Origin of the sequence: Arthrobacter sp. 92, from assembly GCF_050260325.1 — a bacterium.
Classification (GTDB): domain Bacteria; phylum Actinomycetota; class Actinomycetes; order Actinomycetales; family Micrococcaceae; genus Arthrobacter.
Genome location: NZ_CP189863.1, coordinates 970,752 through 985,704 on the forward strand (window position 1 = coordinate 970,752; position 14,953 = coordinate 985,704).

Consider the following 14,953-nt stretch of genomic DNA (forward strand, 5'->3'; position numbering starts at 1 on the left):
GCCCGGTAACCACGAGTACGTGGGGTCCGGCTGTACAGAAACTACTTCGACGTAGAAGGACACTAACCCGTGGACCTGTTTGAATATCAGGCGCGCGATATGTTCGAGGCGCACGGTGTACCCGTGCTTGCTGGCATCGTGGCGCACACCCCTGAAGAAGCAAAGGCAGCTGCCGAGAAGATCGGCGGCGTAACCGTCGTCAAGGCGCAGGTTAAGGCCGGAGGCCGCGGCAAGGCCGGCGGCGTCAAGGTTGCCAAGACCGCCGATGAGGCGCTTGAGCACTCCACCAACATCCTGGGCATGGACATCAAGGGCCACACCGTTAACAAGGTAATGATCGCCCAGGGTGCGGATATTGCCGAGGAATACTACTTCTCCGTCCTCCTGGACCGGGCCAACCGCAACTACCTGGCCATGTGCTCGGTCGAAGGCGGCATGGAAATCGAGCAGCTCGCCGTCGAACGCCCCGAGGCGCTCGCCAAGATTGCGATCGACCCCGCCGTCGGCATCAACCAGGCCAAAGCCGACGAAATCGTCGCCGCAGCCGGCTTCGCTGAGGAACTGCGCGGCAAAGTCGCCGACGTCATCCTGAAGCTGTGGGACGTTTTCAAGAAGGAAGACGCCACTCTCGTTGAGGTCAACCCGCTGGTCAAGACCGGTGCCGGTGACATCGTTGCCCTTGACGGCAAGGTCTCCCTGGACGAGAACGCTGGTTTCCGCCACCCCAAGCACGCGTTCCTTGAAGACAAGGACGCCGCTGACCCGCTCGAGGCCAAGGCCAAGGCGCAGGACCTCAACTACGTCAAGCTGGACGGCTCCGTCGGCATCATCGGCAATGGCGCCGGCCTGGTCATGTCCACCCTGGATGTTGTGGCTTACGCAGGCGAGAAGCACGGCAACGTCAAGCCCGCCAACTTCCTGGACATCGGCGGTGGAGCTTCCGCAGAGGTCATGGCTGCCGGCCTCGACGTCATCCTCGGCGACGAGCAGGTCAAGTCCGTCTTCGTCAACGTCTTTGGCGGTATCACTGCCTGTGACGCAGTGGCCAAGGGCATCGTTGGCGCACTGGCCGAGCTGGGCCACTCCGCGAACAAGCCGCTGGTGGTCCGCCTCGACGGCAACAACGTCGAAGAAGGCCGCCGCATCTTGGCCGAGGCCAACCACCCGCTGGTTACCCTGGCCGCCACCATGGACGAGGGCGCCGACAAGGCTGCCGAGCTCGCCAACGCAGCTAAGTAAGGGACCTCACTATGTCTATTTATCTGAACAAGGACTCCAAGGTCATCGTCCAGGGCATCACCGGCGGCGAAGGCACCAAGCACACCGCCCTGATGCTCAAGGCCGGCACCAACATTGTCGGCGGCGTGAACGCCCGCAAGGCCGGCACCACGGTGCTGCACGGTGACAACGAAATCACCGTTTTCGGCACCGTCAAGGAAGCCATGGCCGAGACCGGCGCTGACGTCTCCATCGTCTTCGTGCCCCCGGCCTTCACCAAGGACGCCGTCGTGGAAGCCATCGAGGCCGGCATCGGCCTGGTAGTGGTCATCACCGAAGGCGTGCCCGTCCAGGACTCCGCCGAATTCTGGGCACTGGCCCAGTCCAAGGTGGACGCCGACGGCAAGCAGGTCACCCGCATCATCGGACCGAACTGCCCCGGCATCATCACCCCGGGCGAGGCCCTCGTTGGCATCACCCCGGCAAACATCACGGGCAAGGGCCCCATCGGCCTGGTCTCCAAGTCGGGCACCCTGACCTACCAGATGATGTACGAACTGCGCGACCTGGGCTTCTCCACCGCCATCGGCATCGGCGGCGACCCGGTCATTGGCACCACCCACATCGACGCCCTGGAAGCTTTCGAAGCTGACCCGGAAACGAAGGCGATCGTCATGATCGGTGAAATCGGTGGCGATGCTGAAGAGCGTGCTGCTGATTACATCAAGGCCCACGTCACGAAGCCGGTTATCGGCTATGTGGCTGGCTTCACCGCTCCGGAAGGCAAGACCATGGGCCACGCAGGCGCCATCGTTTCCGGCTCCGCGGGCACCGCACAGGCCAAGAAGGAAGCCCTCGAGGCTGCCGGCGTGAAGGTCGGCAAGACGCCGTCCGAGACCGCAAAGCTCCTGCGCGAGGTCTTCGCAACCCTCTAACACGTAGAGCAAAGCAACGCGGGGTCACCTAGTGACCCCGCGTTGTCTGTTTAACCGAACAGTTGCCTGTTTAGCCGGTTATCTGTCTGGATGCACGACGGCGCCCGCCCACCTTCCCGTGAAGGTGGGCGGGCGCCGTCGTTTTTAAGCCTGAAGCGCTAGATCTTCACGCCGCTGAGGAGCTCCTCGAGGTGCTCATACCCTTCGGGAGTCCTGCCTCCATACCGGATTTAACCTTCTGAACTCGATGCTCACCGGCCCCGGGGAGCGCAGCTAATTCAAAGGTTCGGGATGGCGATGCCGCTCTGGCCGCGCCCAGTGAGTCCGGATGAGGTCTTGTTTCAGTGAGTTTGTTAGTATGTCAGGACAAAAGACATGCGAGTGCCACTCGTGCGCATTGACGTAAACCAGGGCCGCAGTCCCGGGGATCTTCGCCGGCTGAGCGCGGCGATCCATGATGCCATCCTCTCTGAGTACGGCATTCCGGAGCGCGCTTGTTTCCATGTGGTGACCGAACACCCTGCGGGCCAGATCTTCGCCCAGGATGCCGGGCTCGGGTTCGATCGGACTTCGGATGTGGTGATGATCCAGATCTTCACCCAGGGGGGCAGGGCCCAGGAGGCCAAGCAGGCACTGTTCGCCGCTATCGCGGAGAAACTGGCGCAGGTGGGGGTGGCTGGCGAGGACGTGTTCATTGGGTACGTGGAAAACGGTGCAGGTGACTGGTCCTTCGGCTTTGGGCGCGCCCAGTATGTGACTGGCGAGCTCGCGGTCCCCCGAAAATAGGGGCCCCGAACGCTCTCCGTGGGGGGTCGGAGGAGCACTTTTCCCGATGCTATGCCATGTTGTAAATATGTCAGTACAAACCTTTGACAGGACATTAATTCTAGGGCAAAGTAGTGGATGTGGCCCCGCTCACGGGGGCCCTAAACACCGGAGCTCCAGCTGTTAGAGGTACAGAGTTCAAACCAGAAAGGTCCGCGATAACCGTGACCCACGAACTTCTCACGATCGGGCGCATCAGCGTTGATATTTACCCGAACGACATCGGGGTGGATCTGGAGGATGTTACGTCCTTTGGAAAGTACCTCGGTGGATCCCCGTCCAATGTTGCCGTGGCCGCCGCCCGGCACGGACGACGGACGGGCGTGATCACCCGCACCGGCGATGATGCTTTCGGCAGGTACCTCCACCGGGAACTGCGCAAGTTCAATGTGGACGATTCCTTCGTCACACCGGTCAAGGAGTACCCCACCGCGGTGACGTTCTGTGCGATCAAGCCGCCGCACGATTTTCCGCTGTATTTTTACGGCCGGTTCCCCACCGCCCCGGACCTGCAGATCAAGGCAGAGGAACTGGACCTGGACGCAATCCGGGACGCTGGGATTTTCTGGTCAACCGTGACCGGTCTCTGCCAGGAGCCCAGCCGCACGGCGCACCTGTTGGCCCACGAGGCCCGGGACCGGAATGGCCTGGCGGAAGGCCAGTACACCATCCTGGACCTCGACTACCGCCCCATGTTCTGGGAGTCCGAAGAAGAGGCCCGCGCCCAGGTGGCGAAGGTCCTTCCCCACGTGACTGTCGCGATCGGCAACGACCAGGAGTGCGCCGTGGCCGTCGGGGAGGGTACTCCGGACGAACAGGCGGACCGGCTCCTGGCAGCGGGGGTGGAAATCGCCGTCGTCAAGCTTGGTCCCGAAGGCGTCATGGCGAAGACCCGCACCGAGCGCGTTGTGTCGGCTCCCGTCCCCGTGGAGACTGTCAACGGCCTCGGGGCAGGCGATTCCTTCGGCGGCGCCTTCTGCCACGGACTGCTGTCCGGCTGGCCGCTTGCCCAGGTCCTGGACTACGCCAACGCAGCCGGCGCCATTGTGGCGTCGCGCCTTTCCTGCGCCGACGCCATGCCCACGCCGGAAGAAGTCACCTCGCTGCTGGCCGATCGCGGCCGGCTGATCCCCGGTCAATTTTCCACCGAAGGAGCAGCACTGTGAGCCTGAACTCCGTCGCACCGCACGCCGTGCCGTCAACCGCGGACGACGATCCCCGCCGTTATGAGCACCTGAGCATCATCCGCCTCGAGGATCCGGACGCCGTGGCACGGGCAGCCAAGGCGCGCCGCCGGCACCCCGGCCTCAAGCACGGCCGGCAGAACTTCATCGTGGCCGCCGACCACCCCGCGCGCGGCGCCCTCGCCGTCGGGAGCGATCCGGTGGCCATGGCGGACCGTCGCCAGCTCCTGGACCGGCTCCGGATCGCCCTCGCCAACCCGCTCGTGGATGGTGTGCTGGCCTCCCCGGACATCATGGACGACCTGCTCCTGCTCGGAGCCCTTGACGGAAAGCTGGTGTTCGGTTCGATGAACCGCGGCGGCCTCTCCGGCCTGGTCAACGAATTTGACGACCGCTTCACCGGCCACACCGCCGCCGCACTGGAAGCACTCGGAGCCGACGGCGGCAAGATGCTGACGCGCATCTGCCTGGGCGACCCGGACACTGTGTCCCTGCTGGAAGCGACGGCCAAGGCCATCGACTCCCTGGCCGAGCGCAAGCTGATCGCCATGGTGGAGCCCTTCCTGTCCGTCCGTGAAAACGGCAAGGTCCGCAACGACCTTTCCACCAACGCCGTGATCAAGTCCATCGCCATCGCCGAGGGCCTCGGATCGACGAGCGCGTATACCTGGATGAAGCTGCCGGTGGTGGCCGGGATGGAACGCGTTATGGCCGCCACCACCATGCCCACCGTGCTGTTGGGTGGAGACCCGGAAGGTACCCAGGACGAGGTGTTCGCCACCTGGGAAGCCGCCCTGGCCCTTCCCGGCGTGCAGGGCCTTACCGTCGGCCGGACGCTCCTGTACCCACAGGACGGCGACGTTGCCGGTGCCGTGGCCACCGCCGCCTCCCTCCTTAACCACACCGCAGAAGTATCGGAGTAACCTCCCATGGGAACAGCAGGAACCCGCCGCATGACGGTGGCCCAGGCCGTCGTCGAGTACTTGTCCAAGCAGTACACCGTTGATTCTGTTGGCGGGCTGGACTACCGCGACCGCCTGATCCCCGGCACGTTCGGCATCTTCGGGCACGGCAACGTTGCCGGCGTGGGCCAGGCCCTGAAGCAGTATCAGGCCGCCGACTCCAGCATCATGCCGTACTACCAGGGCCGCAATGAGCAGGCCCAGGTGCACCAGGCCGTGGGCTACGCCCGCCACACCCGGCGCCGCCAAACCTTCGCCATCAGCACCTCGATCGGGCCGGGCTCGTCCAACCTGCTCACCGGTGCGGCGCTGGCCACCACCAACCGGCTGCCGGTGCTGCTGCTCCCCAGCGACACCTTTGCCACCCGCGCCGCGGACCCGGTGCTGCAGCAGCTTGAGCAGCCCTACGCCTACGACCTCACGGTCAATGACGCCTTCCGGCCGCTGTCGAAGTTCTTTGACCGTGTCTCCCGGCCCGAGCAGCTGTTCTCCGCGTTCCACCACGGCCTGCGCGTCCTGACCGATCCGGCCGAGACCGGCGCCGTCACCATCTCGCTTCCCCAGGATGTCCAGGCCGAGGCCTTCGACGTGCCCGGGGAGTTCCTGGCCGAACGCGAGTGGCGGATCCGCCGCCCCGACGCCGACGATGAGGACATCCGCCGCGCAGCCGAGGCGATCCGTGCCGCCAAGCGCCCGCTGATCATCGCTGGTGGCGGTGTGCTTTACGCCTACGCCAACGAGGAGCTTGCCAAGTTCGTCGAACTGACCGGCATTCCGGTGGGCAACACCCAGGCCGGCGTGGGCGTCCTGCCGTGGGACCACCAGTTTTCACTCGGCGCGATCGGCTCCACGGGCACGACGGCGGCCAACGCCATCGCGGCCGAGGCGGACCTGATCATCGGGATCGGCACCCGCTACGAGGACTTCACCACCGCCTCCCGCACCGCGTTCCAGAACCCGGCCGTGAAGTTCATCAACATCAACGTCGCCCCGATCGATGCGTACAAGCACGGCACATCGCTTCCGATCGTGGCCGATGCCCGCAAGGCCCTGGTCAAGCTGAACCAGGCCCTGGGCGGCTACCGCGTGGGCGCGGACCTTGAACAGCAGATCGCCGCTGAGAAGAAGCGGTGGGACGCCACAGTGGACGAGGCGTTCGACACCCGGTTCACGCCGCTGCCGGCCCAGAACGAAATCATCGGCGCCACCAGCCGCGCGATGGACGCGGCGGACGTCGTCATTTGCGCGGCCGGGTCGCTGCCCGGTGACCTGCACAAGATGTGGCGGGTACGGGACCCCTTCGGTTACCACGTGGAATATGCCTACTCCTGCATGGGGTACGAAATCCCCGGCGGGCTCGGCGTCAAGCGCGCAGCGCTGGCCGAAGCCGCCGCGGGCGGTGTCCAGCGCGACGTCGTGGTGATGGTGGGGGACGGCTCCTACCTGATGATGCACACCGAACTGGTCACCGCCGTCGCCGAACGGATCAAACTGATCGTGGTCCTGATCCAGAACCACGGCTACGCCTCCATCGGCTCCCTGTCCGAGATGCTGGGCTCGCAGCGTTTCGGCACCCAGTACCGGGCACTCGACGAGGAGCAGCACAGCTTCGACGAAGGCGAAACCCTCCCCGTTGACCTGGCCCTGAACGCCGAAAGCCTTGGCGTGAAGGTGATCCGGATCGAACCGGGCGAAAAGGTCATCGCCGAACTCGAACAAGCCATCCGCGACGCCAAGGCAGCCCCGGAGCGCGGCGGACCCATCCTGATCCACGTTGAGTCCGATCCGCTCCTGGACGCCCCCAGTTCCGAGTCGTGGTGGGACGTTCCCGTCTCCCAGGTCTCCGAACTCGACTCCACCCAGCAGGCCTACAAGACCTACACCGACCACAAGAACCGCCAGCGCAAGCTGCTCGGCTGACCCCCTTCCCTCAGACCAAGGAAGTTCCACACCATGTCAACGACGACCGTCACCACCACCATCAATCACTTCATCAACGGGGCCGAGACCGCAGGCGTTGGCACCCGCACCCAGGCCGTTTACAACCCCGCCACCGGGGCTGTGTCCGCGGAGCTGCGGCTGGCCAACCGGGCGGACCTGGACGCCACCGTCGCCGCCGCCCGCGCCGCCGCCGACTCCTGGGGCGATATCTCCCTGGCCAAGCGCACCGCCGTGCTGTTCAAGTTCCGTGAGCTCGTCGCGGCCCACGTTGATGACCTCGCTGAACTCATCACCGCCGAGCACGGCAAGGTCCTCTCCGACGCCAAGGGCGAGATCGGCCGCGGCCTGGAGGTCATTGAGTTCGCCTGCGGCATCCCCACACTGCTCAAGGGCGACTACTCGGACCAGGTCTCCACCGGGATCGACGTTTTCTCCTTCCGCGAGCCCCTCGGCGTCGTGGCCGGCATCACCCCGTTCAACTTCCCGGTCATGGTGCCGCTGTGGATGGCTCCCATGGCCATCGCGACGGGCAACGCCTTCATCCTCAAGCCCTCCGAACGCGACCCCTCCGCCTCGATGCTCCTGGCCAAGCTGTGGAAGCAGGCCGGCCTGCCCGACGGCGTCTTCCAGGTCCTGCACGGGGACAAGGAAACGGTCGAGGGGCTCCTGACGCACCCGGACGTGGACGGCATCTCCTTCGTGGGCTCCACCCCGATCGCCAAGTACGTCCACGAGACCGCCACCGCCCACGGCAAGCGCGTCCAGGCCCTCGGCGGCGCGAAAAACCACGCCATCATCATGCCCGACGCCGATCTCGACAACGCCGCCGACCACCTCGCCGCCGCCGCCTTCGGCTCCGCAGGCGAACGCTGCATGGCCATCTCCGTCGCGGTCGCGGTCGGCGATGCCGCCGAGCTGCTGGTCAAGAAGGTCGAAGAGCGTGCCCTCGCCGTCAAGGTCAACAACGGCACCGAGCCCGACGCCGAGATGGGACCGGTCATCACCCCGGCGTCCAAGGAACGGATCGTCCGGATCGTCACCGAAGCCGAAGCCGCAGGCGCCGCCATGGTGGTGGACGGCCGCGACCTGGTGGTTCCGGGCCACGAGGAAGGCTTCTGGGTCGGCCCCACCGTCCTGGACCACGTCAAGACCGAAATGACCGCCTACACCGAGGAAATCTTCGGCCCGGTCCTGGTCGTGGTCCGCGTGGAGGACCTGGACGCAGGCATCAAGCTGATCAACTCCAACCCCTACGGCAACGGCACCGCCATCTTCACCTCCTCGGGGGCCAGCGCCCGCAAATTCCAGCGCTCGGTGGATGTCGGCATGATCGGCATCAACGTGCCGCTGCCCGTACCGGTGGCCTACCACTCCTTCGGCGGCTGGAAGGCCTCACTGTTCGGAGACAAGCACATCTACGGCCCCGAAGGCGTCTCCTTCTACACCCGCGGCAAGGTCGTCACCTCACGCTGGCCCGAACCCACCCACGCCTCGGGCGCCTCCTACAACTTCCCCTCCAACTAGTTCCCCCCGCCTCCCAAGCCTCGCCAGCTCGGCCAGGGAACCCTGGCGGCGTGGGCCCACCAGAAAGAGAAAAGACAACGCTGTCATGACTGATGTAGAGAACAAGCTGATCATCGGCACCGCGCCGGACTCCTGGGGCGTCTGGTTTCCAGATGACCCCAAGCAGACTCCGTGGGAACGGTTCCTCGACGAAGTGGCCGAATCCGGCTACAAATGGATCGAACTGGGCCCCTACGGCTACCTCCCCACGGAGCCCGCCCGGCTCGCGGACGAACTGAAACAGCGCGACCTGAAGATCACCGCCGGCACCGTCTTCACCGCTTTCCACCGCGGCCTGGACCAGTGGGAAGCGGCCTGGGAACCTGCGCGCAAGGTGGCCGAGCTCACTGCGGCCATGGGCGGCGAACACATGGTGGTCATCCCCGCCATGTGGCGCGATGACGTTACCGGCGAAGCTGTGGAGAGCGGCGAGCTGACCGAGAAGGCCTGGAGCGACCTCTTCACCGGCCACAACCGGCTTGGCAAGACGCTCCTGGAAGACTTCGGCCTCAAGCAGCAGTTCCACTCCCACGCAGACTCCCATGTCGGCGCGCAGGAGGACATCGAGCACCTGCTCGCCGCCACGGACCCCACGTACCTCAACCTGTGCCTGGATACCGGCCACGCCGAGTACTGCGGAGCGTCCAGCCTTGATCTGATCAAGAACTACCCGGACCGGATCGGCTATCTGCACCTGAAGCAGATCAACCCGGACATCCTCAAAAAGGTCAACGAGGAGAACATGACGTGGGCGGCGGCCAACCTCGCCGGTGTGATGACCGAGCCGCCGAACGGCCTGCCCGACCTGCGCGCCGTCATCGAAGCCGTCGAGGCCCTCAACCGGCCCATCTTCGGCATCGTGGAACAGGACATGTACCCGGTGGCCTTCGATGTTCCCATGCCGATCGCCAAGCGCACCCGGAACTACCTGCTCTCCTGCGGCTCCCGCACGGCCGTCAGCTAGTCGCCGTTTACCCGGCAGCAGCCAACCAGCACCCTGACACCAAAGGAATTGAACAATGACTGAAACCCTTCGCGTAGCTGTCATCGGCGCAGGCCGCATGGGCGCGGACCACATCCAGCGCCTCAGCAAGCGCATCCACGGCGCTGAAGTCGCCGCCGTCGTCGACGTCGACCTTGCCCGTGCGCAGGCCGCCGTCGAGGGCATCCCGGGCGCGGTTGCCCTGGCCGATGCCGAAGAGGCCCTCAACAACGGTGACGTCAACGCCGTGCTGATCGCCACGCCGGGCTTCCTGCACGAGGACATCCTGCTGAAGGCCCTCGGGAAGGACATCCCGATCCTGTGCGAGAAGCCCCTCACCCCTGATGCCGAATCGGCCTGGAAGATCGTCCAGGCCGAGGAGAAGCTGGGCCACAAGCGCATCCAGGTGGGCTTCATGCGCCGCTTCGATGCTGAATACGCGGCGCTGGGACAGGTCATCCGGGACCACGGGCTGGGTGAACTGCTGATGCTGCACCACCAGCACCGCAACCCCACCACACCGGCCGGTTTCACGAACGAGATGCTGATCAATGACTCGGTGGTGCACGAGTTCGACGCCATCCGTTTCTTCACCGGTGAGGAAATCACCTCCGTCCAGGTTCGCCTGGGCAAGGCCACCCGGAACGCCCCGGCCGGCCAGCACGACCCGCAGCACGTCCTGATCGAGACGGAGTCCGGTGTCCTGGCCGACGTCGAGATCTATGTCAACGCCAAATTCGGCTACGAGGTGGCCACGCAGGCCTCCTTTGAAGAGGGCATCGTCAGCATCGGCGGCGACAAGGGCCCGTACACCCGCAGCGCGGGCCGCTGGGGCGGGAAGGTCACCCCCGGATTCGAGGAACGCTTCGGCGCCGCGTACGACGTCGAAATCCAGTCCTGGGTTGACGCCGCCCGCCGCGGCGAGATCGGCGGCCCCACCGCCTGGGACGGCTACGCCACTGCTGCCTGCTGCGAGGCCGGCGTCGAGGCGCAGAAGAATGGCGAAAAGGTGGCCGTCAAGCTGAACGCCAAGCCTGCCCTCTACAGCTAAAGACAGGTCCCAGGGCCATAGACCAGGGGAGGGGGACGGCTCGATCCGTCCCCCTCCCTGATCAATCCAATGGAGTGTTCCCCCGTGAAAATTGCGCTTGACCCCACACCGTTCCACCACTCGCACAGCCTGCTGGAATTCCCCCGGGTGGTGGCGGACCTCGGCTACAAGTACATGCAGATGACCCCGCACCCGGACTTCATTCCGTTCTTCAACCACCCGAAGGCCGATGACGAGCTGGTGGGCCAGCTGGACAAGGCGTGTAAGGATGCCGGCATCGAGATCGCCTCCGTGCTGCCGGTGCTGCGGTGGTCCGGACCCGATGAGGATGCCCGCGAGGCTGCTGTCCGGTACTGGAAACGGGCCATCCAGATCACCGTGGATCTCGGTGTCAGCACCATGAACACTGAGTTCAGCGGCCGCCCGGAGAAGGCCGAGGAATCGGAGCGTGCCTTCTACCGTTCCATGGAACAGATTCTTCCCATCATCGAACGCGAAGGCATCGACCTGTTGATCGACCCCCATCCGGACGACTTCGTGGAGGAAGGCCTGGCCGCCATCCGCGTGATCCGGGGCCTGAACTCCAAGAACGTGGGCCTGGTCTACGTGGCGTCGCACAGCTTCCACATGAAGAACGCGCCGCTGGAGATCATGCGCGCGGCGGGGGATAAGCTCCGCCTGGTCCACGTTGCGGACACCATGGACCACCATGCCTCGCACGGCCTGCGGTACATCACGAACCCGCCCGGAAACCCCGTCCGGGTCCACCAGCACCTGAAGATCGGCGACGGCGACGTCAACTGGGACGAGTTCTTTGGTGGCCTCAAGGAAATCGGCTTCCTGGACCGTGAGGACACTGTGATGGTCTCCAGCGTCTTCGCCGAGGACGACAACGCCGCGGAAGTTTCCCGGTATCAGTTGGAGACGATGAAGCAGCGCGTTGAGAAGGCGAGCCTATGACGGCAGCCGACAAAACACTCACGCACTCGGCTCCGGAAGCGCCCCGCCCCGCCGCTGGCTCCGCGGTCCGTGAAGCCGCCCGGAATGCCGGCGGAGCATCGAATCCCAAGGGGCATCTGCGTCTTCGTGCTGTGGATGATCAACTTCCTGATCGGCTTCTTCTTCCCGCCAAATGGTTTCCTGGATCGGGGTTTCGGCGACGTTCTTCATCTTCGTGGTGATCCAGCTCGCCGCCATTGTCTGGGTGAAGCGCGTGGTGCCGGAGACGCGGGGCAAGAGTCTCGAAGACCTGGAACATTTCTTCAAGCAACTGGCGGCCAAGTAAGCCGCCTAAGCAAAGCCGAAGCAAAGCAGCCCCGCCCCGCGTTTCAACGCAGCGCGGGGCTCCCGCATCTCCGGCCGTTCCCGCCGGGACGCTAAACCTCCGCGTGCAGCTTTGGAAGTGCAGCCACCAGGGGCGCCAGTTCCGGGACCTCCTGGGCTTCGGCCAACGCACGCTCCAGCGTGGCGTCATGGATGGGCCGCGCCTCCTCCAGGAGTTTGATGCCGCTGGGGGTGAGCTCCGTGTAGATGCCGCGGCGGTCATCCGCGCACAGGATGCGGGTCAGCAGGCCACGGTCCTCCAGCCGGTTGACCAGGCGCGTGGTGGCACTGGCGCTTAGTGCCGTGGCCCGGGCCAGCTGCTGCATGCGCATGTGCCAGCCGTCCTGCCGGCTCAGGGCATCCAGCACGGTGTACTCCACAACGGAGAGCCGGGCTTCGGCCTGAAGCGACCGCTCCAACTCTGACTCGATCAGGCCGTGCAGCGCGGCGAGAGTCCGCCAGCCCTGTGCCCGCACCTCAACGGCGTCGTCCTTGATGCCCATCTATTCTTCCCTTCGGGTCGCTGCCCCGGCACTGTGGATGGGGCTATAAATTAGTTGCTTGCGCGCTATATCTCTTTGTGCAACAATAAATAACGCGTCTGCAACTACTAGCTTACGCGCTATACCCCTTTCCGTACAGTTTCAAAGGAGCATCACCATGCCTATAGGCCTGATAGCACTCGCCCTCGGCGGTTTCGGTATCGGACTCACCGAGTTCGTGATCATGGGGCTGCTGCCCGAGGTGGCCGCGGACTTCCGGGTCACGGAGGCCACGGCCGGCTGGCTGATCTCCGGCTACGCCCTGGCCGTCGTGGTGGGTGCCCTGCTCCTCACCGCAGCGGTGACCCGCTTCGAGCGCAAGCCTGCGCTGGCCGTGCTCATGGTGCTCTTCATCGCCGGCAACCTGGTTTCAGCCATCTCGCCGGATTACCGGACCATGATGATCGGCCGCGTCATCGCGGCCCTGGCGCACGGGGCCTTCTTCGGAATAGGCGCCGTCGTGGCTGCCAGCATGGTGGCTCCCACCAAAAAAGCCGGTGCCATTGCCATCATGTTCACCGGACTCACGGCGGCCAATGTGCTGGGAGTCCCGTTCGGCACAATGCTGGGCCAGGCCGCAGGCTGGCGGTCCACCTTCTGGGCCATCACCGGCATCGGCGTCCTGGCGCTTGCCGGCATCCTTGCCCTCGTTCCCAAGACCGGTTCCGGGGACGCCTCCCGCTCTGCCTCAGGCGGCCTCCGCGGCGAACTCAGCGCGTTCCGCTCCGGCCAGGTGTGGCTCTCCATTGTTGTCACCATCCTGGGCTATGGAGGCATGTTCGGTGCCTTCACCTATATCGCTTTCACGCTCACCGACGTCACCGGCTTCTCCGCCGCCATGGTGCCTTGGCTGCTGATCCTCTTCGGCGTGGGCCTCTTCATCGGCAACACCGTGGGCGGCAGGGCTGCGGACAAGAATGTGGACCGGACCCTGCTGGTGGTGCTCTCCGCCCTCGTGGTGGTGCTCGTCGTCTTCGCCCTGACCTCAAGCAACCAGCCGATGACCATCGCGTCCATGGTGCTGCTGGGCGGCTTCGGGTTCGCCACTGTCCCGGGCTTGCAGATGCGCGTCATGAAGTATGCCAAGAGCGCCCCCACGCTAGCCTCCGGTGCGAACATCGGCGCCTTCAACGTGGGCAACGCCCTGGGCGCCTGGATGGGTGGCGCGACCATCACCGCCGGGCTTGGCTACACGTCGCCCATCTGGGCCGGCGCGGGGATCACAGTGCTCGGCCTGGCGGTGATGGCGTTCGCAGCGGCCCACGCCAAGAAGCACGACGCCGCCCGGCCGGCCGGCGTCGACAGCTCCGAAACCGAGGCGGAGAGTGAGCTGCAGAGCGCCTAACGGCCGGTCTGACTAGCGGCCAGTGACTGAAGATGGCTGAAGCAGGCCTGCTCAACGCCAGCCGGCCCGGCGGCCGCTCAGGCGGTGAAGGGCAGGCGCGGATCGATGTCCTGGCCCTCCCAGGTCTGGCGGATCCAGCCGTGGTGGGGGTCGTCGCTGATGAGCCAGTCGCGGACCGGCCCGGGGCCGGCCATGACGTTCAGGTAGTACATGTCATAGCCGGGGGCGGCCATCGCGGGGCCGTGCCAGCCGTAGGGAACCAGCACAACGTCCCCGGTGCGGACCTCGGCGGCGACATCAATGGGCCGATCGTCGGAGGCGTAGACGCGCTGGTAGCCGATCGCGTCGTCTTCGGCGCCCGGACGGTCCGGCGACCCGGGAGCCACCCGGGTTTCAAAGTAGTAGATCTCCTCGAGGCTGGTCTCGCCGTCCTTTTCCTCGTCGTGCTTGTGCGGGGGATAAGAGGACCAGTTGCCGGCGGGAGTGATGACCTCGCACACGATGAAGCGGTCCGCTTCCAGGACGGCCGGTGCGCCGAAATTGTGGACCTGCCTTGAGCAGTTGCCCGCGCCCCGCAACTCAACCGGAGTCTCGGCCGCGGTGACCAGGCGCGTCGGGTAGTTGGTCTTGGCCGGCGCGGTGGCGATGGCCACCCGTCCGCCGTCGGCCGAGCTGATGGTCAGGGCCATGCCGGTCCCGGTGTAGAGCACGTCGCTGGGCCCGCTGAACACGCTGGCGCGGCCGGTCAGGGCGTAGTCCTCGCCGTCCACGACGGCGAGGAAGGCCCCGTTGAGCGGCACCACGATCCGTTCCTCGCCTGCTGCCGGAAGCTCGACGGAGCCGCCGGGGGCAAGCGTTGCCACCTTCAGGCCGGTGTGGGCCCATCCGGGCACGTCAGTAGTGGAGTCGGCGGTGCCCAAGGAAATGTCCCAGTTGCCTTCGGCGGCGGAACCCAGCGGATATACCCAGTTGGCCATGGATTTTGCTCTTTCGTTTGGTGCGTCCGGCGGCGCGCAGCATCGAACCGGTCAGATGTGCAGGGTGCGAAGTTTGGTTGTGGTGTGCAATGTTCCGGTGCTGCA

At 65.4% G+C, this 14,953-nt stretch carries 14 protein-coding genes; 12 read left to right on the top strand and 2 right to left on the bottom strand.

Features of this window, described 5'->3' with window-relative positions; genetic code table 11:
• The first annotated feature begins 69 nt into the window (after window positions 1-69).
• From sucC to ACP4XC_RS04560, 11 genes are all read left to right on the top strand, one after another.
• The gene (gene sucC, locus ACP4XC_RS04510; protein ID WP_427173671.1) at window positions 70-1,239 is read left to right on the top strand and encodes an ADP-forming succinate--CoA ligase subunit beta; all 1,170 of its coding nucleotides are present in this window, start codon (window positions 70-72) and stop codon (window positions 1,237-1,239) included.
• Between the two features lie 11 nt (window positions 1,240-1,250).
• Window positions 1,251-2,153 carry a succinate--CoA ligase subunit alpha gene (gene sucD, locus ACP4XC_RS04515; RefSeq protein ID WP_427173672.1) on the top strand — a complete coding sequence of 301 codons (903 nt, stop codon included), beginning with the start codon at window positions 1,251-1,253 and terminating at the stop codon, window positions 2,151-2,153.
• 381 nt (window positions 2,154-2,534) lie between these two features.
• On the top strand, window positions 2,535-2,939 hold the full coding sequence (locus ACP4XC_RS04520) for a tautomerase family protein (protein ID WP_427175014.1): 405 nt from the start codon (window positions 2,535-2,537) through the stop codon (window positions 2,937-2,939).
• Between the two features lie 203 nt (window positions 2,940-3,142).
• A complete protein-coding gene (gene iolC, locus ACP4XC_RS04525; RefSeq protein ID WP_427173673.1) occupies window positions 3,143-4,144 on the top strand; it encodes a 5-dehydro-2-deoxygluconokinase in 1,002 nt (333 codons plus the stop codon).
• A 2-nt stretch (window positions 4,145-4,146) separates the two neighbouring features.
• A complete protein-coding gene (locus ACP4XC_RS04530) occupies window positions 4,147-5,085 on the top strand; it encodes a Cgl0159 family (beta/alpha)8-fold protein (protein ID WP_427175015.1) in 939 nt (312 codons plus the stop codon).
• Between the two features lie 6 nt (window positions 5,086-5,091).
• Entirely contained in the window at window positions 5,092-7,044 is a 1,953-nt protein-coding gene (iolD, locus tag ACP4XC_RS04535) for a 3D-(3,5/4)-trihydroxycyclohexane-1,2-dione acylhydrolase (decyclizing) (protein WP_427173674.1), read from the top strand.
• A 33-nt stretch (window positions 7,045-7,077) separates the two neighbouring features.
• Complete coding sequence (locus tag ACP4XC_RS04540; RefSeq protein ID WP_427173675.1) at window positions 7,078-8,589, top strand: CoA-acylating methylmalonate-semialdehyde dehydrogenase; 1,512 nt, start codon at window positions 7,078-7,080, stop codon at window positions 8,587-8,589.
• Between the two features lie 85 nt (window positions 8,590-8,674).
• Entirely contained in the window at window positions 8,675-9,592 is a 918-nt protein-coding gene (locus ACP4XC_RS04545; RefSeq protein ID WP_427173676.1) for a sugar phosphate isomerase/epimerase family protein, read from the top strand.
• Between the two features lie 55 nt (window positions 9,593-9,647).
• Window positions 9,648-10,661 carry a Gfo/Idh/MocA family protein gene (locus ACP4XC_RS04550; protein ID WP_427173677.1) on the top strand — a complete coding sequence of 338 codons (1,014 nt, stop codon included), beginning with the start codon at window positions 9,648-9,650 and terminating at the stop codon, window positions 10,659-10,661.
• An 84-nt stretch (window positions 10,662-10,745) separates the two neighbouring features.
• Window positions 10,746-11,621, top strand: coding sequence for a sugar phosphate isomerase/epimerase family protein (locus ACP4XC_RS04555; protein ID WP_427173678.1), 876 nt, complete (start codon window positions 10,746-10,748; stop codon window positions 11,619-11,621).
• Between the two features lie 172 nt (window positions 11,622-11,793).
• Complete coding sequence (locus tag ACP4XC_RS04560) at window positions 11,794-11,946, top strand: hypothetical protein (RefSeq protein ID WP_427173679.1); 153 nt, start codon at window positions 11,794-11,796, stop codon at window positions 11,944-11,946.
• A 91-nt stretch (window positions 11,947-12,037) separates the two neighbouring features.
• Here the strand turns inward: ACP4XC_RS04560 and ACP4XC_RS04565 are convergent, their stop codons facing one another.
• Complete coding sequence (locus ACP4XC_RS04565; RefSeq protein WP_427173680.1) at window positions 12,038-12,487, bottom strand: MarR family winged helix-turn-helix transcriptional regulator; 450 nt, start codon at window positions 12,485-12,487, stop codon at window positions 12,038-12,040.
• A gap of 157 nt (window positions 12,488-12,644) precedes the next feature.
• Here ACP4XC_RS04565 and ACP4XC_RS04570 point away from each other — a divergent pair, with 157 nt between their 5' ends.
• Window positions 12,645-13,871 (top strand): MFS transporter, encoded by a 1,227-nt coding sequence (locus tag ACP4XC_RS04570; protein ID WP_427173681.1) that lies wholly within the window; start codon window positions 12,645-12,647, stop codon window positions 13,869-13,871.
• A 77-nt stretch (window positions 13,872-13,948) separates the two neighbouring features.
• Here ACP4XC_RS04570 and iolB read toward each other — a convergent pair whose 3' ends face one another.
• Window positions 13,949-14,848, bottom strand: coding sequence for a 5-deoxy-glucuronate isomerase (gene iolB, locus ACP4XC_RS04575; protein WP_427173682.1), 900 nt, complete (start codon window positions 14,846-14,848; stop codon window positions 13,949-13,951).
• Window positions 14,849-14,953 lie beyond the last annotated feature (105 nt).